20 protein-coding genes are annotated in these 20,529 nt (G+C 52.7%); 12 read left to right on the top strand and 8 right to left on the bottom strand.

All coding sequences use genetic code 11. The annotated features are described in order from the left end of the window. Nucleotides 1–109: 109 nt before the first annotated feature. The 3 genes from ggt to J1778_RS17480 all read right to left on the bottom strand — a co-directional run bounded on the left by ggt (nucleotide 110) and on the right by J1778_RS17480 (nucleotide 3,525). A complete protein-coding gene (gene ggt / locus J1778_RS17490; RefSeq protein ID WP_217174230.1) occupies nucleotides 110–1,861 on the bottom strand; it encodes a gamma-glutamyltransferase in 1,752 nt (583 codons plus the stop codon). Nucleotides 1,862–2,116: 255 nt separating this feature from the next. Next, the gene (locus tag J1778_RS17485) at nucleotides 2,117–2,719 is read right to left on the bottom strand and encodes a peroxiredoxin C (RefSeq protein ID WP_095924927.1); all 603 of its coding nucleotides are present in this window, start codon (nucleotides 2,717–2,719) and stop codon (nucleotides 2,117–2,119) included. A gap of 224 nt (nucleotides 2,720–2,943) precedes the next feature. Next, the gene (locus tag J1778_RS17480) at nucleotides 2,944–3,525 is read right to left on the bottom strand and encodes an acyl carrier protein phosphodiesterase (protein WP_217174229.1); all 582 of its coding nucleotides are present in this window, start codon (nucleotides 3,523–3,525) and stop codon (nucleotides 2,944–2,946) included. 134 nt (nucleotides 3,526–3,659) lie between these two features. Between J1778_RS17480 and queA the strand changes: the two genes are divergently transcribed. The 5 genes from queA (at nucleotide 3,660) to secF (ending at nucleotide 9,317) form a co-directional block, all read left to right on the top strand. Next, nucleotides 3,660–4,730 (top strand): tRNA preQ1(34) S-adenosylmethionine ribosyltransferase-isomerase QueA, encoded by a 1,071-nt coding sequence (gene queA, locus J1778_RS17475; RefSeq protein ID WP_217174228.1) that lies wholly within the window; start codon nucleotides 3,660–3,662, stop codon nucleotides 4,728–4,730. 111 nt (nucleotides 4,731–4,841) lie between these two features. Further along, entirely contained in the window at nucleotides 4,842–5,966 is a 1,125-nt protein-coding gene (gene tgt / locus J1778_RS17470) for a tRNA guanosine(34) transglycosylase Tgt (protein ID WP_015698345.1), read from the top strand. Nucleotides 5,967–6,127: 161 nt separating this feature from the next. After that, entirely contained in the window at nucleotides 6,128–6,460 is a 333-nt protein-coding gene (yajC, locus tag J1778_RS17465) for a preprotein translocase subunit YajC (RefSeq protein ID WP_013576670.1), read from the top strand. A 27-nt stretch (nucleotides 6,461–6,487) separates the two neighbouring features. Continuing rightward, a complete protein-coding gene (secD, locus tag J1778_RS17460) occupies nucleotides 6,488–8,335 on the top strand; it encodes a protein translocase subunit SecD (protein ID WP_217174227.1) in 1,848 nt (615 codons plus the stop codon). A 10-nt stretch (nucleotides 8,336–8,345) separates the two neighbouring features. After that, entirely contained in the window at nucleotides 8,346–9,317 is a 972-nt protein-coding gene (gene secF, locus J1778_RS17455; protein ID WP_217174226.1) for a protein translocase subunit SecF, read from the top strand. Nucleotides 9,318–9,395: 78 nt separating this feature from the next. Here secF and J1778_RS17450 read toward each other — a convergent pair whose 3' ends face one another. Beyond that, nucleotides 9,396–9,983 carry a DUF3251 domain-containing protein gene (locus J1778_RS17450; protein WP_217174225.1) on the bottom strand — a complete coding sequence of 196 codons (588 nt, stop codon included), beginning with the start codon at nucleotides 9,981–9,983 and terminating at the stop codon, nucleotides 9,396–9,398. Nucleotides 9,984–10,143: 160 nt separating this feature from the next. On the opposite strand from J1778_RS17450, the gene nrdR reads away from it, so the two are divergent. The 6 genes from nrdR (at nucleotide 10,144) to pgpA (ending at nucleotide 14,496) form a co-directional block, all read left to right on the top strand. Beyond that, the gene (nrdR, locus tag J1778_RS17445; RefSeq protein WP_015698341.1) at nucleotides 10,144–10,593 is read left to right on the top strand and encodes a transcriptional regulator NrdR; all 450 of its coding nucleotides are present in this window, start codon (nucleotides 10,144–10,146) and stop codon (nucleotides 10,591–10,593) included. Between the two features lie 9 nt (nucleotides 10,594–10,602). Continuing rightward, complete coding sequence (ribD, locus tag J1778_RS17440) at nucleotides 10,603–11,757, top strand: bifunctional diaminohydroxyphosphoribosylaminopyrimidine deaminase/5-amino-6-(5-phosphoribosylamino)uracil reductase RibD (RefSeq protein WP_217174224.1); 1,155 nt, start codon at nucleotides 10,603–10,605, stop codon at nucleotides 11,755–11,757. Nucleotides 11,758–11,881: 124 nt separating this feature from the next. Further along, nucleotides 11,882–12,352 carry a 6,7-dimethyl-8-ribityllumazine synthase gene (gene ribH, locus J1778_RS17435; RefSeq protein ID WP_217174223.1) on the top strand — a complete coding sequence of 157 codons (471 nt, stop codon included), beginning with the start codon at nucleotides 11,882–11,884 and terminating at the stop codon, nucleotides 12,350–12,352. A gap of 20 nt (nucleotides 12,353–12,372) precedes the next feature. Continuing rightward, nucleotides 12,373–12,786: a transcription antitermination factor NusB gene (gene nusB, locus J1778_RS17430; protein ID WP_013576663.1), complete on the top strand. Its 414-nt coding sequence runs from the start codon at nucleotides 12,373–12,375 to the stop codon at nucleotides 12,784–12,786. 166 nt (nucleotides 12,787–12,952) lie between these two features. Further along, nucleotides 12,953–13,939 (top strand): thiamine-phosphate kinase, encoded by a 987-nt coding sequence (gene thiL / locus J1778_RS17425; protein WP_217174222.1) that lies wholly within the window; start codon nucleotides 12,953–12,955, stop codon nucleotides 13,937–13,939. 62 nt (nucleotides 13,940–14,001) lie between these two features. Further along, nucleotides 14,002–14,496 carry a phosphatidylglycerophosphatase A gene (gene pgpA / locus J1778_RS17420; protein WP_217174249.1) on the top strand — a complete coding sequence of 165 codons (495 nt, stop codon included), beginning with the start codon at nucleotides 14,002–14,004 and terminating at the stop codon, nucleotides 14,494–14,496. A gap of 89 nt (nucleotides 14,497–14,585) precedes the next feature. On the opposite strand, the gene J1778_RS17415 is transcribed toward pgpA, so the two are convergent. The 4 genes from J1778_RS17415 to xseB all read right to left on the bottom strand — a co-directional run bounded on the left by J1778_RS17415 (nucleotide 14,586) and on the right by xseB (nucleotide 18,771). Further along, nucleotides 14,586–15,560: an aldo/keto reductase gene (locus tag J1778_RS17415; RefSeq protein ID WP_217174221.1), complete on the bottom strand. Its 975-nt coding sequence runs from the start codon at nucleotides 15,558–15,560 to the stop codon at nucleotides 14,586–14,588. Nucleotides 15,561–15,711: 151 nt separating this feature from the next. Then, nucleotides 15,712–17,574, bottom strand: a complete 1,863-nt coding sequence (dxs, locus tag J1778_RS17410) for a 1-deoxy-D-xylulose-5-phosphate synthase (protein WP_217174220.1) — start codon at nucleotides 17,572–17,574, stop codon at nucleotides 15,712–15,714. Nucleotides 17,575–17,592: 18 nt separating this feature from the next. Continuing rightward, nucleotides 17,593–18,522: a (2E,6E)-farnesyl diphosphate synthase gene (ispA, locus tag J1778_RS17405; RefSeq protein WP_112287496.1), complete on the bottom strand. Its 930-nt coding sequence runs from the start codon at nucleotides 18,520–18,522 to the stop codon at nucleotides 17,593–17,595. Between the two features lie 6 nt (nucleotides 18,523–18,528). Beyond that, nucleotides 18,529–18,771 carry an exodeoxyribonuclease VII small subunit gene (gene xseB / locus J1778_RS17400; protein WP_013576657.1) on the bottom strand — a complete coding sequence of 81 codons (243 nt, stop codon included), beginning with the start codon at nucleotides 18,769–18,771 and terminating at the stop codon, nucleotides 18,529–18,531. Between the two features lie 276 nt (nucleotides 18,772–19,047). On the opposite strand from xseB, the gene thiI reads away from it, so the two are divergent. Beyond that, on the top strand, nucleotides 19,048–20,496 hold the full coding sequence (thiI, locus tag J1778_RS17395) for a tRNA uracil 4-sulfurtransferase ThiI (protein WP_217174219.1): 1,449 nt from the start codon (nucleotides 19,048–19,050) through the stop codon (nucleotides 20,494–20,496). Nucleotides 20,497–20,529: the final 33 nt, after the last annotated feature.

The raw sequence follows: 20,529 nt of genomic DNA, 5'->3' as shown, positions 1-20,529 counted from the left end.
CCCGGGATCTGATGATCCCGGGGGCTTTTTACTGTTTATAAATTTTATTAACCCAATCTTTCAGGCTATATCAAGGCAGCCAACGCAGAGACAGCCGGAAGGATGAAGGTTAATAGCCGATGGCTGCACCTGCTGGGCGTCGCACATCATTCGCGCCGTACAGGTAACCTTCGCGCACTTTACCTGACACGGCTGAGTCGTTACCTGAGGTTGCTGATGTCACGCCAGCCGCCCCCGGCAATCCCACCATAATTAACTCTGCCGCGCCCCATGGCGTTTGTTCCACCATTTTGTAACCCATCTTCTGCAGGATGTTCAGGCTGTCCTGAGAAACGCCGCGCTGCTCGTAATAGACTTCATCCGGCAACCACTGATGATGAATTCGGGGTGCATTCACCGCTTCCTGCGGTGGCATACCGTGATCGATAACATTCAGCGCAGTCTGCAGAGTGATAGTGATGATACGGGAACCACCCGGCGAGCCGAGAACCATGAAGGTTTTGCCGTCTTTGGTCACTAAACTTGGGCTCATAGACGATAGTGGGCGCTTACCGGGGGCGATAGCGTTTTTAACGCCCTGCACCAGTCCAAAGAGATTTTTCTCGCCGACTTTGGTGGTGAAATCATCCATTTCATCGTTAAGGAAGAAACCGGTTCCCGGCGCGATGACCACAGAGCCGAAAAGACCATTAATGGTGTAAGTGGTAGAGACGGCGTTACCCATTTTATCAACGATGGAGTAATGGGTGGTTTCCGGTTTCTCGTGCGGTTCCATACCCGGCTGAACGGCTGTGGAAGGCGTGGCTTTATCTGCTTCTATTTTCTTACGAATTTCTTCAGCGTAGCTTTTGCTGATCAGGCGGTCGATCGGGTTTTTCACAAATTCAGGATCGCCGAGATAGGTATTGCGGTCCATATAGGCGTGACGCATGGCTTCGGTCAGGACGTGAATCGACGCGGCTGAATTGAAGCCCATACTTTTCAGGTCATAGCCTTCCACGATGTTGAGAATTTCACACATCGTCACGCCGCCGGAGCTTGGCGGCGGTGCAGACACGAATTTATAGCCGCGATAGCTGCAGGTGATCGGTGCTTCTTCTGTGACTTTATAGTTCGCGAAATCTGCCGCTGTCAGGATACCGCCGCCTTTTTTCGAGGCTGCCTCAACAGCTGCCGGAATTTTGCCTTTATAGAAAGCATCCGGCCCATGTTTTGAAATGGATTCCAGCGTGTTGGCCAGATCGGTTTGCACCAGTTTATCGCCCGGCTGGAGTGCGCTGCCGTCTTTACGCAGGAAGATGCGCGCCGCTTCAGGATCTTCTTTGAAGCGGTCAACCTTGGTATCGAGAATATCGGTATCGGCGCGGGTCAGCACAAAACCCTGACGGGCAAGTTTAATTGCCGGCGCCATGACTTGCTGGCGCGTCAGTTTGCCGTATTCCTTCTGCACCGTATCCAGACCCAGTACCGTGCCGGGTACGCCAGCGGCGAGATACCCATACAGGCTGGCGCCTTTTTTCACGTTGCCGTCGACGTCCAGATACATATTGGCGCTCGCGGCAGCAGGCGCGGTTTCGCGAAAGTTGATGAAGGTGTCTTTGCCATCGGCAAGATGCACCGTCATGAAGCCACCGCCGCCGATATTGCCACAACATGGGTTGACGACGGCCTGTGCGTAACCGACGGCCACGGCAGCATCAATGGCGTTTCCGCCCATTTTGAGGATATCGACACCGACCTGAGAGGCCAGATATTGCGAGGTAACAACCATGCCATTTTTGGCTTCAACCGCAGGACTGGACGCGGCGTACAGCGGGAAGCTGGTCAGTAAGGCCAGCGCGATGAGTGATTTCCGTAACATAGGGGCTCCTGTCTGTTACCCTGTCTTGTGAATCATAACCTTCAGGTTATTGTGTGATAACGCTTTTTTTGTGTGTTGGTTCCGAACGGATCTATGCAAACTGCACGCCATAATGACCGGAGCGGAACGTTTTCAGCGTAGACGCAAAACAGGCAGAGCGGGTATCGGGAAGGGGAAAATGTGATCGTGCCGGATGGCAGGCAAAAAAAACGGCCAGCTAAGCTGACCGTTATTGACCTTAATTCTCTGGAGGAATTACAGGTTTGAAGCGTTTTCTGTCAGGTATTTAGCCACGCCGTCCGGAGATGCGCCCATACCTTTTTTGCCTTTTTCCCACTGAGCCGGGCACACTTCGCCGTGCTCTTCGTGGAATTGCAGTGCGTCAACCATACGCAGCATTTCGTCGATGTTACGCCCCAGTGGCAGATCGTTCACTACCTGGTGACGAACAACGCCTTCTTTGTCGATCAGGAAAGAGCCGCGCAGTGCAACGCCAGCGTCCGGATGTTCGATACCGTAGGCTTTCTGAATTTCGCGTTTGATGTCAGCAACCATCGCGTATTTAACAGGACCGATACCGCCTTTCTCAACTGGGGTGTTACGCCATGCGTTGTGAACGAACTCGGAGTCGAAGGACACGCCTACCACTTCTACGCCACGTTTCTGGAATTCTTCGTAACGGTGATCGAAAGCGATCAGCTCAGAAGGACATACGAAAGTGAAGTCCATTGGCCAGAAGAAGATAACAGTAGGTTTGCCTGCAGTGTGTTTTTTGAAGTTGAAGTTTTCAACTACTTCGCCGCTACCGAGAACTGCTGCTGCGGTGAAGTCAGGGGCTGGACGAGTTACCAGAACCATAATATTACTCCTTATGAAACCCTTACGGGCGTCGTAGGTGAGAAGGAAGGGTGAACAAAACGACTGCCAGTATAGGGGCAACCCTCGGGTGAATAAACCCCATCGCACCAATCAATCAGATAGCATCCGGCTATCAGTCTTTGAAGTAAGTCTCAAACTTTTTTAACAACAACCTTTTGTATTGCAGGGAATTGCGGGGTATTTCACAAAATTCGCGGGATTTGTCAGATCTGCCGGTCTTTCGCCTGTTGCATCATCACCGGATAAAACTGCCAAAAAAGTTGTTCGAGAGCGTCGTAATTCAGCTCGATATCATGGAAAGAACCGGTCAGTGCGCCGAGTTTTGGCCGCCTGTCAGCCATGCCGCGCAATACGTCGCCAATAAAAGGCAGCACCGCATAACGTTCCATCCAGCGTTCCGGCCATAAATACGCATTCAGATTGCGGAAACGCTCAGGCATTTCAGGAAGCTGGGGTTCGATTTCCTGCTGACAGTCGTCAAGAAAATCTTCCAGGGACTGCTGAGGATGAAGGGTGTCCCAGTGACGTGAGAGAAAATGATCCCAGACCACATCCAGCGTGATGGGCGCGACGCGGCGAAAATCTTCACGAAAATAGCTGCGTGCGATTTTCACTTCCGGCAGCGAATCGGTCATGGTATCCACGCGGCGATGCATGCGGATCCCGCTGACGATTTCAGCTGAATATTGTCCGTCAGGATTGCCGCGAACGAAGTCAGCCAGCAGGTTACCTGTCAGGGAACTTTGGGCTAAGGAAGCCAGATGGAGGTGAGCGAGAAAATTCATGACGGCAGTATAACGCAGGAAAGTTGATTTCTGACAGGGCGGCGGATGCCTTTATTGACGCAGATGCTTGCAGGGGATGCCCCGTCCCTCTAGACTAAGCCGCCTGTTTTTGTCGTTAAGTGAAGTGAAAAGCTATGCGTGTTGCCGATTTTTCTTTTGAACTCCCTGAATCCCTGATTGCCCGCTATCCGCAGACCCAGCGCAGCGGCTGTCGTTTGTTGTCTCTGGACGGGCCGAGCGGTGAGTTAACGCACGGCGTGTTCACCGATATTCTCGATAAAATCCATCCGGGCGATTTGCTGGTATTTAACAATACCCGCGTGATCCCGGCTCGCGTGTTTGGCCGTAAGGTCAGCGGCGGAAAAATTGAAGTGCTGGTTGAGCGTGTGCTCGATTCGCACCGCGTTCTGGCGCATGTGCGTGCGTCCAAATCACCAAAACCGGGTGCAGAATTGCTGCTCGGTGATAAAGAAAATATTAAAGCCACGATGGTGGCGCGTCACGATACGTTGTTCGAGCTGGAATTTAATGAAGATCGTGATGTCTTTACTCTGCTCAACGAAATCGGCCACATGCCGTTACCGCCTTATATTGACCGTCCTGATGAAGATGCCGACCGCGAACTTTATCAGACCGTCTACAGCGAACGTCCGGGGGCAGTAGCCGCGCCAACGGCCGGTTTGCATTTCGATGAGCCGCTGATGGATGCGCTTACAGCCAAAGGTGTGGAGTTTGCTTTCGTCACGCTGCACGTGGGCGCAGGGACTTTCCAGCCGGTTCGCGTGGACACCATTGAAGACCACATCATGCACGCTGAGTATGCCGAAGTGCCTCAGGACGTCGTGGATGCGGTGCTGGCCTGTAAAGCGCGCGGTAATAAAGTGGTGGCGGTGGGCACAACGTCTGTGCGTTCGCTGGAAAGTGCGGCGAAGGCCAGTGAAGATGCGCTGATTGCGCCATTCTTCGGCGATACAAAGATCTTCATTTATCCGGGCTATCACTATCAGGTGATTGATTCCCTGATTACCAATTTCCACCTGCCTGAATCGACGCTGATCATGCTGGTGTCGGCATTTGCCGGCTATAAAAATACGATGAATGCCTATCATCAGGCCGTCGCAGAGCAGTACCGTTTCTTTAGTTATGGGGATGCGATGTTCATCAACCGTAACCCGCTGGCACCGCAGGAAGTGGTCGGCCAGTAGCCTTTTTGTAATTACCGGTCCGGACGCACCCGGTGCATCCGGGCTTTCTTTTCCGGGCATCATGCCACGGACTTAACCTCATCAGACTGTTTCTCTGATGCTGGAGGCAATGTGAAGTACGAATTAAGCACTACCGATGGCCGCGCACGTCGCGGACGTTTGGTCTTTGAACGTGGCGTGGTTGAAACCCCGGCATTTATGCCTGTGGGCACTTACGGCACCGTAAAAGGTATGACCCCGGAAGAAGTAAAGGAAACCGGCGCACAGATTTTGCTGGGTAACACTTTCCACCTGTGGCTTCGCCCGGGTCAGGAAATCATGAAGCTGCACGGCGACTTGCATGATTTTATGAACTGGCATGGCCCGATCCTCACCGATTCAGGCGGCTTCCAGGTATTCAGCCTGGGCGCGATGCGCAAAATCAAAGAAGAAGGCGTGCATTTCCGCAATCCGATTAACGGAGATCCGGTCTTCCTGAGCCCTGAAAAATCCATGGAGATCCAAAACGATCTGGGCTCCGACATTGTGATGATCTTCGACGAATGTACGCCATATCCTGCTGACTGGGATTATGCAAAACGTTCCATGGAAATGTCTTTGCGCTGGGCAAAACGCAGCCGCGATCGCTTCAACGAACTGAATAATAAGAATGCTTTGTTCGGAATTATTCAGGGTAGCGTTTACGAAGATTTACGAGATGTATCATTAAAAGGGCTGGTAGATATCGGCTTTGATGGTTACGCTGTGGGCGGCCTGGCGGTAGGCGAGCCAAAAGAAGATATGCACCGAATCCTCGAACATGTTTGCCCGCAAATCCCGGAAGACAAACCTCGTTATCTGATGGGTGTCGGTAAACCGGAAGATTTGGTGGAAGGCGTGCGTCGCGGTATCGATATGTTTGACTGCGTAATGCCAACGCGTAATGCGCGAAATGGTCATCTTTTCGTGACCGACGGCATCGTGAAAATTCGAAATGCGAAGCATAAAGATGACACGTCAACGCTCGACGAACACTGTGATTGCTACACATGTCGCAATTACAGCCGCGCCTACTTGCATCATCTTGACCGTTGCAACGAAATTCTCGGTGCGCGGCTGAATACGATCCATAATCTTCGCTATTACCAGCGTCTGATGGCCGGTTTACGCCAGGCTATCGAAGAGGGTAAATTAGAAGCGTTTGTGACAGACTTCTACGAGCGTAAAGGCAAGCCTGTTCCGCCTTTAAACTTCTGATTTCTTTCTCGTGTCGGCATCTTCGAAAGGGGGTGCCGATTTTATAATTTCTTGAACCGGCATTATGGGGTATTGTGCGAGACGTTTCATCGCAGACTCCGGGTCGGATTCTCGGTTTGTATTACATCAATTAGCTTCACAACAACAATGAGGGAATTTAAATGAGTCTTTTCATTTCCGATGCAGTCGCAGCGACCGGCGCACCGTCACAGGGAAGTCCTTACTCTCTGGTTATCATGCTGGTGGTTTTTGGTCTGATCTTCTATTTCATGATCCTGCGCCCGCAGCAGAAACGTTCTAAAGAACACAAAAAACTGATGGACTCTATCGGTAAAGGTGATGAAGTCATGACCACCGGTGGTCTGATTGGTCGCGTAACCAAAGTAGCCGAAACTGGTTATGTGGTTATCGCACTGAACGACACCAACGAAGTGATGATCAAACGTGACTTCGTGGCAGCAGTTCTGCCAAAAGGCACGATGAAGTCTATCTAATTTTCGATTTTCCCGAAGGGAACTGCCGTGTTAAACCGTTATCCTGCGTGGAAGTATCTGATGTTGATCGTTGTGGTCATCGTCGGGCTGCTTTATGCACTTCCCAACCTTTATGGTGAGGATCCGGCTGTTCAAATCACTGGTGCTCGGGGTTCCGACGCCAGTGAAGCAACGCTGGACCAAGTCCGTAACGTATTAGATCAAAACAAAATCCAGATCAAATCAGTTGCTCTGGAGAATGGCGCTATTCTTGCCCGTTTCAAAGACACGGATATACAGCTTCGTGCACGTGAAGCGCTGACTGAAGCGCTGGGCGACAAGTTTGTTATTGCACTGAACCTCGCGCCGGCAACGCCGCGCTGGTTAAGCATGCTGGGTGCTGAGCCGATGAAGCTGGGCCTCGACTTGCGTGGTGGTGTTCACTTCCTGATGGAAGTGGATATGGATACCGCGCTGAGTAAGCTGCAAGAGCAAACGATGGACAACATGCGCAGTGACCTGCGCGACAAGAATATTCCTTATGCCACGGTGCGTAAGCTCGACAACTATGGCGTTGAAGTGCGTTTCCGCGATGCTGCTACCCGTGATTCTGCGGTCAGCTATCTGAGCCCACGTCACCGCGATTTAGTGATCACCAACAGCGGCGATAATGCAGCTCGCGTGATGATGACTGATGCTCGCCTGAGTGAAGCGCGCGAGTATGCCGTTCAGCAAAACATCACCATCCTGCGTAACCGTGTCAACCAACTGGGTGTGGCCGAGCCGCTGGTACAGCGTCAGGGTGCTGACCGTATCGTGGTTGAGTTGCCAGGTATTCAGGATACTGCGCGTGCTAAAGAAATTTTAGGCGCGACCGCGACACTGGAATTCCGTCTGGTTAACACCAATGTGGATGCTTCTGCTGCTTCAACCGGTCGTGTACCGGGCGACAGTGAAGTGAAAGACATGCGTGATGGCCGTCCGGTGGTTCTGTACAAACGCGTGATACTGACCGGTGACCACATCACTGATTCTACATCCAGCATGGATGAGTACAATCAGCCGCAGGTTAACATCTCTCTCGACAGCGCTGGCGGCAACGCCATGTCTAACTTCACCAAGGACAATATCGGTAAACCGATGGCGACCCTGTTCGTGGAATACAAAGACAGCGGTAAGAAAGATGCCAATGGCCGTTCGATTCTGGCGAAACAGGAAGAAGTTATTAACGTGGCGACGATTCAGTCGCGTCTGGGTAACAGCTTCCGTATCACCGGGGTGAACGATCCGAATGAAGCCCGTCAGCTGTCTCTGCTGCTGCGCGCCGGTGCGTTGATCGCGCCAATTCAGATTGTCGAAGAACGTACTATCGGCCCGACCTTAGGGATGGAAAATATCAAGCAAGGTCTGGAAGCCTGTCTGGCAGGACTTGTGGTCTCAATTATCTTCATGCTGTTCTTCTATAAGAAGTTTGGTCTGATTGCGACCTCTGCGCTGATTGCTAACCTGGTGCTTATTGTTGGGATCATGTCTCTGATACCTGGGGCAACACTCACCATGCCGGGTATTGCGGGTATCGTATTAACCCTTGCCGTAGCGGTTGATGCCAACGTACTGATCAACGAACGTATTAAAGAAGAACTTAGTAACGGACGTTCAGTACAGCAGGCTATTGATGAAGGTTACAAAGGCGCGTTCAGCTCCATCTTTGATGCCAACGTCACGACCCTAATCAAGGTCATCATCCTGTATGCCGTCGGCACCGGGGCAATTAAAGGCTTTGCGATTACAACCGGTATTGGTGTAGCGACGTCAATGTTTACCGCAATCATCGGTACACGTGCCCTCGTAAATCTGTTGTACGGCGGCAAGCGCATCAAAAAGCTGTCTATCTGAGGAGTGCGTTGTGGCACAGGAATATACTGTTGAACAATTAAACCACGGCCGTAGAGTCTATGACTTTATGCGCTGGGATTACTGGGCTTTCGGTATCTCTGGTTTCCTGTTGATCCTTTCTATCGCCATTATCGGTGTGAAAGGTTTCAACTGGGGGCTGGATTTCACCGGCGGTACGGTCATTGAAATCTCGCTGGAAAAACCTGCGGATTTGGACGTGATGCGCGCTTCGCTTGAGAAAGCAGGCTTTGAAGAACCCCTGGTTCAGAATTTTGGTAGCAGCCGTGACATCATGGTCCGTATGCCACCGGCTAAGGGTGAAACAGGCGGTCAGGAACTGGGTGCTAAAGTTCTTAGCGTGATTAACGAAACCACCAGTCAGAATGCCCTGGTAAAACGTATCGAGTTCGTTGGACCAAGCGTAGGGGCTGATTTGGCGCAAAATGGTGCTATGGCGCTGTTAGTGGCATTAATCGCTATCCTGGTTTATGTCGGTTTCCGCTTCGAGTGGCGTCTGGCAGCAGGCGTTGTTATCGCGCTTGCTCACGACGTTGTGATCACCATGGGTGTGCTCTCGTTGTTCCATATCGAGGTTGACCTCACCATCGTCGCTTCGTTGATGTCGGTTATCGGTTACTCGCTTAACGACAGCATAGTGGTATCGGACCGTATTCGTGAGAACTTCCGCAAGATCCGTCGCGGGACATCTTACGAAATCTTTAACGTGTCGTTGACCCAGACGTTGCACAGAACATTAATCACATCCGGCACCACGTTAGTCGTGATCCTGATGCTGTATTTGTTCGGTGGGGCATTGCTGAGTGGTTTCTCACTGACCATGTTGATTGGTGTTTCAATAGGTACGGCTTCATCGATTTACGTGGCTTCGGCGCTGGCGCTGAAACTGGGTATGAAGCGTGAACACATGTTGCAGCAGAAAGTGGAAAAAGAGGGCGCAGATCAGCCTTCGATTCTTCCGTAATTTGCCGATGGTTCAGTTACCGACATAAAAACAAAACCCCGCATGGCGGGGTTTTTTTTCGTCTGTAATTCGCTGTTGCTATTTAGCCACGACAGGCGATGTCGCAGTTGCTACGACCGGCGGTGCTGGCGTTATCGCCACGATATTATGCAGGTGTACAAATCCCAACGTGTCGACAGTTACCTGATTAAACTTCACCTCGACAGTTTTCACCGGCCCCGGCAATAAATCGGGCTCGACGGTAATTGTCTGGGTTTGCATATCGACGGTCAGCGGTTTGCCGGTAACCGGATCCAGCTGCCCCCAGCTTAAAGAAGCCGTGAACGGCGGCAATGGCTGACCGGAGGTGTTTTTGATTTCCAGCACAGCCTGAACACCGATGGCATCCGGTGCGACACGGGTCAGCTGAACCTCCAGCTGGCCGATATCACTCTTAACCAGCGCAGCACTTTTGGCTGCTGGTAATAAATACACGCCATTCGTTGACTGGCGGTTAAGCGTGGTTTGCTGCTCCAGCGCCACGGCCAGATCCGTCAGGCGTTGTAATTTTTGATTAAGCTGGCCGACTTCTGTTTTCAGCTCCGGCATTTGGGGATTTTGCTGCGCGCAGCCCGCCAGACTGAGTAACGTGGCACAGGCCAGTAAAATTCGCGAGTGTTTCGTCATATCAGAGACTTCCTTTCATCTGCCCGTTGAAACATTCCGTCCGGGCACCCATATAGATAGCTAAGTTTAACCTGATGTTTATGAAAGTAGCGACAGCCTTTGTTGTCGGCACACTTCGGGTTAAACTAATGTCCAATTGAGTTCGCGATCAGGAAGTGCTATGCATTGCCCATTTTGTGCCGCTGTTGATACTAAAGTCATCGATTCCCGTCTGGTTGGCGATGGATCGCAGGTTCGCCGCCGCCGTCAGTGCCTGGTGTGCCATGAGCGTTTCACCACCTTTGAAGTGGCTGAACTGGTGATGCCGCGCGTCATTAAAAGCAATGAAGTTCGCGAACCTTTCAACGAAGACAAGCTTCGCGGCGGTTTCCTGAAAGCCCTGGAAAAACGCCCGGTCAGCTCTGATGATGTCGAAACTGCCATCAGTCACATTAAGTCGCAACTGCGCGCAACCGGTGAGCGTGAAATCCCGGCCAAGATGATCGGCAATCTGGTGATGGACGCCCTGAAAGGGCTGGATAAAGTCGCCTACATTCGCTTTGCGTCGGTCTATCGCAGCTTCGAAGATATCCGTGAATTTGGTGAAGAGATCGCCCGTCTTCAGGACTAAGGAAAGCTGATGCTGCCTGATCAACCCTCGTCTGTTCAAAATCTTTCTGATGAATTACCTGCTGATGAACGCTATATGGCGCGCGCTTTCGAACTGGCGCGCCTCGGGCGTTTTACCACCACGCCCAATCCTAATGTCGGCTGCGTTATTGTATTAAATGGCGAAATTGTCGGCGAAGGCTATCATTTGCGTGCCGGTGAACCGCATGCCGAAGTCCATGCTTTGCGCATGGCCGGTGAGAAAGCCCGCGGTGCGACGGCGTACGTCACCCTTGAACCTTGCAGCCATCACGGGCGTACACCGCCTTGTGCCGATGCTTTGCTGGCCGCTGGTGTCAGCCGCGTGGTCGCCGCGATGCAGGATCCTAATCCGGAAGTCGCCGGACGCGGCTTATACCGCCTCAAACAGAAGGGTATTGATGTCAGCCACGGGCTGATGCATTCCCAGGCAGAAGCCGTAAACCTCGGTTTTCTCAAACGGATGCGCACCGGTTTCCCTTACGTGCAGCTAAAAATGGGTGCGTCTCTGGACGGCAGAACGGCGATGGCTTCCGGCGAAAGTCAGTGGATCACTTCCGCGGCGGCTCGTGCGGACGTTCAGCGTTTTCGTGCTGAAAGCTCGGCCATTCTGAGCACCAGCGCGACAGTTCTGGCCGATAATCCTTCGCTTAATGTACGCTGGAGCGAGCTGGGCAGTGAAGTGCAGGCGATTTATCCCCAGCGAAATCTGCGCCAGCCGCTGCGCATCATTCTCGACAGCCAGAACCGTGTCACACCGCAACACAAGCTGGTGAATATTCCCGGCGAGGTCTTGCTGGCGCGACTTGAAGCCGATTCGCAGGTCTGGCCGGAGTCCGTAGAACAATGGCGCGTGGCGGGGCGCGATAACCGTATTGATCTGGTTCTGCTGATGATGCAACTGGCAAAACGCCAGATAAACGCCATCTGGGTGGAAGCGGGCGCACAACTGGCCGGTGCCTTATTACAAGCGGGTCTGGTTGATGAATTAATCGTTTATATGGCGCCTAAGTTATTGGGTAATAATGGGCGCGCACTCTGTGAGTTGCCTGGTTTACAACATCTGACGGATGCGCCGCAGTTTGCTTTCAGCGATATCCGCCAGATTGGCCCTGACTTACGTTTACGCCTGAAACCGGTGTACTGATAATTTTACTCCCCCCTGATGGAATGACGTTAAAAGCGCATGTCCAGACAGGGTAATTTTATGATAGAATCCGCCCCCCTGCGGCTGGGGTTGAGAAACTCCTGAACCCACTTTAAGGAAAACTATGAACGTTATCGAAGGTGTTGTAGCCACGCCTAACGCGCGCGTAGCGATCGCGATTGCTCGTTTCAACAATTTTATCAACGACAGCCTGCTTTCCGGCGCTGTTGATGCGTTGAAGCGTATCGGTCAGGTCAGCGATGACAACATCACCGTAGTCTGGGTCCCTGGCGCATACGAATTGCCTCTGGCAACCCGTGCGCTGGCTGAAAGCGGTAAATTTGACGCGGTTGTTGCACTTGGCACCGTGATCCGCGGGGGCACTGCCCACTTTGAATTTGTAGCGGGCGAATGCAGCTCTGGCCTGGCCAGCGTTGCTATGAACAGCGAAATCCCGGTTGCCTTTGGCGTGCTGACCACAGAAAGCATTGAACAAGCCATCGAACGCGCAGGGACAAAAGCCGGTAACAAGGGTGCAGAAGCTGCACTGACCGCGCTTGAAATGATTAATGTACTCAAGGCTATTAAGGCCTGAATCTAGTTAAGGGGAAATCCGTGAAACCTGCTGCTCGTCGCCGCGCCCGTGAATGTGCCGTTCAGGCGCTTTACTCCTGGCAGTTGTCGAAAAATGACATCGCCGATGTTGAATTAGAATTCCTGACCGAGCAGGATGTCAAAGACGTAGACATTGCCTATTTCCGCGAACTGCTGGCTGGTGTAGCAAACAGTGCTGAGAAACTCGATGCACTGATGGCGCCATACCTGTCCCGCCAGCTGGATGAACTGGGCCAGGTGGAAAGAGCGATTTTGCGTCTGGCTCTGTTTGAGCTGAGCAAACGCCAGGACGTCCCTTACAAAGTGGCGATCAACGAAGCCATTGAACTGGCGAAAACTTTTGGCGCGGAAGACAGCCACAAGTTCGTCAACGGTGTGCTGGATAAAGCAGGCCCGCATATTCGTAAAAAATGATCATCAAAAAAGTGTCGGCTTCAGTCACAAATGGCGACAGTCATTTTCGCCTGATTACCGCCTCTGTTGATAATCTGGTGATGTCACCTGGTTTATCTTTTGTGTGACACCCTCCTTAAGGCCGGATTTCCGGCCTTAAGTCATTCTAACGATTTGGAAATGTACTATGTCATGCGGCGAATTTGATGTAATCACTCGCTACTTCAACCGTTTCAGAACCGCCCGGCAGGACGTTCATTTAGGCATTGGTGATGATTGTGCCTTACTGACGGTTGGCGAGAAGCAGCTGTTAGCAGTCAGTACCGACACTCTGGTCGAAGGCATCCATTTTCTAAAAACGATTTCACCTGCTGATTTGGGCTATAAAGCGCTGGCGGTAAACCTCAGTGATCTGGCTGCGATGGGCGCTGATCCTGCCTGGGTTTCTCTGGCACTGACGCTGCCGGAAGTGAAGGCTGACTGGTTGCAGGCATTCAGCGACAGTCTGTTTGAACAACTTAATTATTACGGCATGCAGCTGATTGGCGGCGACACCACCCGCGGTCCGCTGAGCATGACGTTAACCATTCAGGGACTGGTGCCCGCAGGCCGCGCATTAACCCGTTCCGGCGCAGGTATTGGAGACTGGATCTTTGTGACCGGTACGCTCGGTGACAGCGCTGCGGGGCTCGCCATTTTGCTGGAACACCTGAATGTGACTGATACTGACGCCCGTGAATTCCTGCTCAAACGCCATCTGCGTCCTTCGCCGCGAGTGTTACAGGGACAGGCGCTGCGTGATCTGGCGACATCGGCTATCGATCTGTCCGACGGGCTGATTTCGGATCTTAAACATATACTGAAAGCCAGTGCGTGCGGCGCACGTCTTGATCTCGATGCGATCCCATTCTCGCCAGCAATGAATCAGTTAGCAGATCCGGAACAGGCACTGAAATGGGCACTAACCGGTGGCGAGGATTATGAACTTTGCTTCACCGTGCCGGAAATCAACCGCGGCGCGCTGGATGTGGCGCTAAGCCACCTGGGCGTTGATTTCACCTGTATCGGGCAGATAGCACCGTTGTCTGAAGGGATTAAATTTTTGCGTTCAGGCGCACCGGTAGAACTTGAATGGCAAGGTTTTGATCACTTTGCCGCTGAGGAATTGCTGTGAATATTGGCCGTAAAAAACGCCCAGCCGGGTATAAAGGCAAAACCGGTGATCCGGTTCAGGACATGGCTGCGGCCAAAAAACGTTTAAATCTGCGTAATCCGTGGCACTTACTGGCAACCGGTTTTGGCAGCGGTTTATTCCCTGTCGGGCCGGGTACGGCGGGTTCTGTTGCTGCGATCCCATTCTGGATTGTCATGACTTACCTGCCGTGGCAGGTCTATTCCATGATCGTCATGTTCAGTATCTGCATCGGCGTGTATCTGTGCCGCCAGACGGCGCGGGACATGCGGGTTCATGACCATGGCAGTATTGTGTGGGATGAATTTGTCGGCATGTGGATCACCCTGATGGCGATCCCGGTGAACGACTGGCGCTGGGTGCTGATCGGATTTATTGTTTTCCGCGTACTGGATATCTGGAAACCCTGGCCGATCCGCTGGTTTGACCGCAACGTTCAGGGCGGAATGGGCATCATGATCGACGATGTTGTCGCCGGTGTGCTGGGTGCGGCGATCATCTATCTGATCGGACACCACTGGCCAATCGGCCTGTTCTGATCTGCCTCAAAGAGCAGTAAAAAGGCGTTGCCGGGTTTCCCCTGACAACGCCTTTTTTATAACCTCACATCACTTCAAATCATTTCAGATCATTTAAAACCGGTGGCTTCGTGCGGAACATAGGCCATTTCAAGTTCGGCGATTTCTTCAATGGAGAGTTTCACCTGCAGTGCGGCGACAGAATCTTCCAGATGAGCAGCGCGCGATGCACCGATAATCGGGGCCGTTACCACGTGTTTGCTCAGGATCCACGCCAGCGCGATTTGCGCGCGAGGCACGCCGTGATCTTCCGCGATTTTACCCACACGCTCAGCGATTTTACCGTCAGCCTCATCGGTGGCGTCGTACAGCGTTTTAGCAAAGTTATCAGAAACTGAACGCGCAGTGGTTTCTCCCCACGGACGGGTCAGTTTTCCGCGCGCCAGCGGACTCCACGGCAGCACCGCAATATTCCTTTCCAGACACAGCGGATACATTTCATTTTCTTCTTCCCGCTGGATCAGATTGTATTGATCCTGCATCGACACAAAGCTCGCCCAGCCGTTTTGCGCAGAGACATCCAGCGCCTGTCTGAACTGGTGGGTATGCATGGATGACGCGCCGATAAAGCGTGCCTTACCGGCTTTCACGACGTCATTCAGCGCTTCCAGCGTTTCTTCAATCGGCGTTTCATAATCCCAGCGATGGATTTGCAGCAGATCGACATACTCCATGCCAAGGCGGCGCAGGCTGTCATCAATGGATTGCATAATCGAGGCGCGCGACAGCCCCGGCTTCAGGCCGGTGACGGCGTTATAAACTTTGGTGGCAACAACAATTTCATCGCGTTTGGCGAAGTCTTTCAGGGCACGGCCGACGATTTCTTCACTGCTGCCGTCGGAATAACTGTTGGCGGTATCAAAGAAATTGATACCGGCATCGAGTGCCTGCCGGATTATCGGGCGGCTGCTTTCTTCGGGCAGCGTCCAGGCATGAGTTCCGCGATCCGGTTCGCCAAACGTCATACAGCCCAGACACAGGCGTGAGACGTTCAGACCGGTTTTTCCTAAGGTGGTGTATTGCATGACATCTCCTGGTAAACACAAGTTGATTTCAGAAGCCGTGGAAAATGATTAGCTTGCTATAACTGTAGCTCACAGAACGAGATGAACGTGTGACAAAGAAGGGAGTGGGGAAGGAAATTCCCCTCTTTCAGACTGAAAGAGGGGAGGGGAATCAGGCCAGCCAGTCAGTTATCTGACGGTCGATGCCTTCTGCATCCAGCCCTACGTCATGACGGATTTCATCCTGCGTGCCCTGCGGGACAAAGCTGTCCGCCAGACCGATATTCAGCACCGGCACCAGAATACGTTTAGACATCAGTAGTTCGTTCACGCCGCTGCCCGCACCGCCCATGATGGCGTTTTCTTCCAGCGTGACCAGCACTTCATGGCTTGCAGCAAGTTCCTGAATCAGGGCTTCATCCAGCGGTTTCACAAAGCGCATATCCACAACGGTGGCGTTGCGTTTTTCAGCGGCGGCCAGCGCTTCCGGCAGCAAGGTACCGAAGTTGAGGATGGCGACTTTTTCACCTTCACGGCGCACCACGCCTTTACCGATGGGTAATGACGCCAGGGGTTCGCAGGTTGCGCCCGTCCCGTTACCACGCGGATAACGCACGGCAACCGGCCCGCTGTTATGGTGATAACCGGTGTGCAGCATCTGGCGGCATTCGTTCTCGTCGCTCGGCGTCATGATGGTCATGTTCGGGATGCAGCGCAGGAAAGAGAGATCAAACGCGCCCTGATGTGTTTGTCCGTCAGCACCGACGATACCCCCGCGGTCGATGGCAAAAAGCACCGGCAGATTCTGGATCGCCACATCGTGGATCACCTGATCATAAGCACGTTGCAGGAATGTCGAGTAGATTGCGACAATCGGTTTGTATCCGCCAATCGCCAGACCCGCGGCAAATGTCACCGCGTGCTGCTCGGCAATCGCCACGTCAAAATACTGCTGCGGATATTCACGCGAGAAACGCACCATGCCCGAGCCTTCACGCATCGCCGGTGTGACCGCCATCAGTTTGCTGTCTTTGGCGGCGGTTTCGCACAACCAGTCACCGAAGATCTTCGAGTAAGTTGGCAGACCTTCTTTGCTTTTCGGCAGTGTACCGGAAGCCGGATCGAATTTCGGAACGGCATGGAAACTGATCGGATCTTTTTCGGCAGGCTCGTAACCTTTACCTTTTTTGGTCATGATGTGCAGCAACTGCGGGCCTTTCAGGTCGCGCATGTTTTTCAGCGTCTGCGCCAGCGCCACCACGTCGTGACCGTCTACCGGCCCGATATAGTTAAAGCCCAGTTCTTCAAACAGCGTACCCGGCACCATCATGCCTTTCAGATGTTCTTCGGTACGGCGCACCAGTTCTTTAATCGGGGGCAGACCGGACAGGACTTTTTTACCGCCTTCACGCAGTCGCGAATACAGTTTGCCGGACAAGAGTTGTGCCAGATGATTATTCAGTGCGCCGACGTTTTCGGAAATCGACATTTCATTGTCGTTGAGGATAACCAGCATGTCGGGTTTGATATCGCCCGCATGATTCATCGCTTCAAACGCCATACCCGCGGTGATCGCGCCGTCACCAATCACACAGACAGTGCGGCGGCCTTTGCCTTCACGCTCGGCGGCCACAGCCATGCCCAGACCTGCGCTGATAGACGTCGATGAGTGCCCCACGGACAAGGTATCGTATTCGCTTTCACCGCGCCACGGGAACGGGTGCAGACCGCCTTTCTGGCGGATGGTAGAAATACGGTCACGGCGGCCGGTCAGAATTTTATGCGGATAGGCCTGATGGCCGACATCCCAGACAACGTGGTCAAATGGCGTGTTGTAGACATAATGCATCGCAACGGTCAGTTCCACCGTTCCCAGACCGGACGCAAAGTGTCCGCTGGACTGGCTGACGCTGGCCAATAAATATTGGCGCAGTTCATCGCAGAGCTTAGGCAGACTCTCTTTAGGGAGTGAGCGGAGATCTTCAGGATTCTCCGCCAGCGCCAGTGTCGGGTATTTGGCTAATTCAAGACTCATCAGTTGCTCATAGTAAGTTTAATTATCGCGCTCAATGATAAAGCTGGCTAACGCGAGAAGTGGCGCTGTGTTGTACGAAAGTGCAGCCAGCTGATCCAGTGCAGAAACGGCTTCCTGATACAGGTCCATGGCCTTGGCCTTTGCGCCGTCGAGCCCCAGCAAGGCAGGGTAGGTACTTTTTCCCAGCTGCTGATCGGCGCCCTGGCGTTTGCCAAGTGTTGCGGTATCGCCAACCACATCCAGAATATCGTCCTGGACCTGAAAGGCTAAGCCAATGGCCTGCGCGTAGTTATCCAGTATAGGCAAAACGGCGCGTCCGGTTTCACCGGCAGCCAGCGCGCCCATTCGCACGGCGGCGCGGATCAGCGCACCGGTTTTATGGCGGTGAATTTTTTCCAGCGCTTCAAGGCCGACCTGCTGGCCTTCAGCGGCTAAATCCAGAGCCTGACCGCCACACATACCGCTGGCACCGCTGGCGCTGGCCAGTTCGGAAATCATCGCCAGACGATCTTTTACCGCCACGTCCGGCATTTCACTGTCGGCCAGAATCGAGAACGCCAGCGTCTGTAACGCATCACCCGCCAGAATCGCATTGGCCTCGCCAAACTTGATGTGGCAGGTTGGCTGACCACGGCGCAAATCGTCGTCGTCCATCGCCGGTAAATCATCATGGATCAGGGAGTACGCATGGATACATTCCACGGCTGCCGCAGGAGCATCAAGATTCTTTAAATCAAGACTGAACAGCTGACCGCTGGCGTAAACCAGATACGGGCGCAGACGTTTACCACCCAGCAGCGCGCCGTAACGCATTGCCTCAACCAGCGGTAAATCGGCCAGTGGCTGTGCGCTGACATACGCCGTTAAGACTTCATCGACACGTTTTTGCTTCGCGCGCAGCTCATGCGTAAATCCGTCAGCGCCGGAAAAGGAAATCGCTTCAGACATGACCAGTTACTCGGCTTCTGGGGTGAACGGGGTCAGCGGAGCATCGTTGTCGCTGTCGAGCAGGATCTGAACACGTTGTTCTGCCTGTTGCAGCTTTTGCTGCCCCTGACGCGCCAGCTGGACGCCTTGCTCAAATTCGTTGAGTGCGTCTTCCAGAGGCAACTCGCCTGATTCGAGGCGGGAAACGATCTGTTCCAGTTCGGCCAGAGCCGTTTCAAAATTGGCAGGTGGTGCGGATTTTTTTGGCATAATTCTCTTTTAATATCGTTGATCAGAATGGATGATCGAAGTACTGAGGCGGCAGAGTCAGCGCTCGGCCTCAAGAGACATTCCTGTTCAGCATGACATCGGCTGCAGGGTTTTGTGCACAGAGTACCCATTTTAAGTGATATACTCTGCGCCGCAGATATTATTGCTAAGCCCAATGTGACACATTTCGAACATTTGGCTTAGCAATAATAGGATCCTAGATCCTTATTCAGCGACTTACTACCCCGTTTTTTCACCCGCTAACAAAAGACTGCCATGAAGTTTATCATTAAATTGTTCCCTGAAATCACCATCAAGAGCCAATCTGTGCGTTTGCGCTTCATTAAGATCCTCTCTAGCAGCATTCGCAATATCGTGCGACCGCATGATGAGACGCTGGCGGTGGTTCGCCACTGGGATCATATCGAAGTTCGCAGCAAAGACGAAAGCAAACACGACCTGATCCAGGAATTGCTCTGCCGCATTCCGGGTATCCGTTATGTCGAAGAAGTCGAAGACCGTCCTTACACTGACGTTCACAACATCTTCGAGCAAACACTGGAAGCTTATCGTTCTGAAGTAGAAGGAAAAACCTTCTGCGTGCGCGTTAAACGTCGTGGCAAACATGACTTTACGTCTACCGAAGTAGAACGCTATGTCGGCGGCGGTCTGAACCAGCACATCGAATCAGCGAAGGTCAGCCTGAAAGATCCGCAGGTGACGGTGAAACTGGAAATCAACGACGATCAGCTGGTGCTGGTGAAAAATCGCCTCGAAGGTCAGGGCGGTTATCCGATTGGCACGCAGGAAGATGTGATCTCGCTAATTTCCGGCGGTTTCGATTCCGGCGTATCCAGTTATATGCTGATGCGTCGCGGCTGTCGTGTGCATTACTGCTTCTTTAATCTCGGCGGTGCCGCGCACGAGATTGGCGTTAAGCAGGTGGCTCATTATCTGTGGAACCGTTTTGGCAGCTCGCACCGCGTCCGCTTTATCTCCGTCGATTTCGAACCGGTGGTCGGTGAAATCCTCGAAAAAGTCGAAGACGGTCAGATGGGCGTTGTCCTTAAACGCATGATGGTACGTGCCGCTTCTTCCATTGCTGAGCGCTACGGCGTGCAGGCGCTGGTCACCGGTGAAGCGCTCGGTCAGGTTTCCAGCCAGACGCTGACTAACCTGCGACTGATTGACAACGTTTCCGACACGCTGATCCTGCGTCCGCTGATTTCTCACGATAAAGAGCACATCATCAAGATTGCCCGTGAAATCGGGACGGAAGATTTTGCGAAAACCATGCCGGAATATTGCGGTGTGATTTCGAAAAGTCCGACGGTGAAAGCGGTGAAAGCCAAAATCGAAGCCGAAGAAGCGATGTTCGATTTCGATATTCTGGATAAAGTGGTCAGCGAAGCGCGAAACGTAGATATTCGCGAAATCGCCACCCAGGCTGCAGAAGTGGTGCCGGAAGTAGAAACCGTGGCCGAATTTACTTCAACCGACATCGTGCTGGATGTGCGCGCGCCGGATGAAGTGGAAGCACAGCCGCTGGCGCTGGAAAACGTTGAAGTGAAGCCTTTAGCTTTCTATAAGCTGGCGACGCAGTTTGGCGATCTGGACCAGAGCAAAACCTATCTGCTGTATTGCGACCGTGGCGTGATGAGTCGTTTGCAGGCACTGTATCTGAAAGAGCAGGGCTTTGATAACGTAAAAGTTTATCGTCCATAAACAATATTCAGAATTAAAAAAAGGGGTTCAGCA

The sequence above is a fragment of the Rahnella bonaserana genome, from assembly GCF_019049675.1.
GTDB lineage: Bacteria > Pseudomonadota > Gammaproteobacteria > Enterobacterales > Enterobacteriaceae > Rahnella > Rahnella bonaserana.
Note: the sequence above shows the minus strand (reverse complement) of the source record. Positions and strands in the feature narration are given on the sequence as shown.

What these genes read in the sequence shown, in the direction of transcription:
- queA (WP_217174228.1), top strand. Translation starts at nt 3,660, where the DNA reads ATGCGTGTTGCCGATTTTTCTTTTGAACTCCCTGAATCCCTGATTGCC.
- J1778_RS17480 (WP_217174229.1), bottom strand. Translation starts at nt 3,525, where the DNA reads ATGAATTTTCTCGCTCACCTCCATCTGGCTTCCTTAGCCCAAAGTTCC.
- ribH (WP_217174223.1), top strand. Translation starts at nt 11,882, where the DNA reads ATGAACGTTATCGAAGGTGTTGTAGCCACGCCTAACGCGCGCGTAGCG.
- dxs (WP_217174220.1), bottom strand. Translation starts at nt 17,574, where the DNA reads ATGAGTCTTGAATTAGCCAAATACCCGACACTGGCGCTGGCGGAGAAT.
- J1778_RS17450 (WP_217174225.1), bottom strand. Translation starts at nt 9,983, where the DNA reads ATGACGAAACACTCGCGAATTTTACTGGCCTGTGCCACGTTACTCAGT.
- xseB (WP_013576657.1), bottom strand. Translation starts at nt 18,771, where the DNA reads ATGCCAAAAAAATCCGCACCACCTGCCAATTTTGAAACGGCTCTGGCC.
- ggt (WP_217174230.1), bottom strand. Translation starts at nt 1,861, where the DNA reads ATGTTACGGAAATCACTCATCGCGCTGGCCTTACTGACCAGCTTCCCG.
- yajC (WP_013576670.1), top strand. Translation starts at nt 6,128, where the DNA reads ATGAGTCTTTTCATTTCCGATGCAGTCGCAGCGACCGGCGCACCGTCA.
- thiI (WP_217174219.1), top strand. Translation starts at nt 19,048, where the DNA reads ATGAAGTTTATCATTAAATTGTTCCCTGAAATCACCATCAAGAGCCAA.
- J1778_RS17485 (WP_095924927.1), bottom strand. Translation starts at nt 2,719, where the DNA reads ATGGTTCTGGTAACTCGTCCAGCCCCTGACTTCACCGCAGCAGCAGTT.
- pgpA (WP_217174249.1), top strand. Translation starts at nt 14,002, where the DNA reads ATGGCTGCGGCCAAAAAACGTTTAAATCTGCGTAATCCGTGGCACTTA.
- nrdR (WP_015698341.1), top strand. Translation starts at nt 10,144, where the DNA reads ATGCATTGCCCATTTTGTGCCGCTGTTGATACTAAAGTCATCGATTCC.
- ribD (WP_217174224.1), top strand. Translation starts at nt 10,603, where the DNA reads ATGCTGCCTGATCAACCCTCGTCTGTTCAAAATCTTTCTGATGAATTA.
- thiL (WP_217174222.1), top strand. Translation starts at nt 12,953, where the DNA reads ATGTCATGCGGCGAATTTGATGTAATCACTCGCTACTTCAACCGTTTC.
- J1778_RS17415 (WP_217174221.1), bottom strand. Translation starts at nt 15,560, where the DNA reads ATGCAATACACCACCTTAGGAAAAACCGGTCTGAACGTCTCACGCCTG.
- ispA (WP_112287496.1), bottom strand. Translation starts at nt 18,522, where the DNA reads ATGTCTGAAGCGATTTCCTTTTCCGGCGCTGACGGATTTACGCATGAG.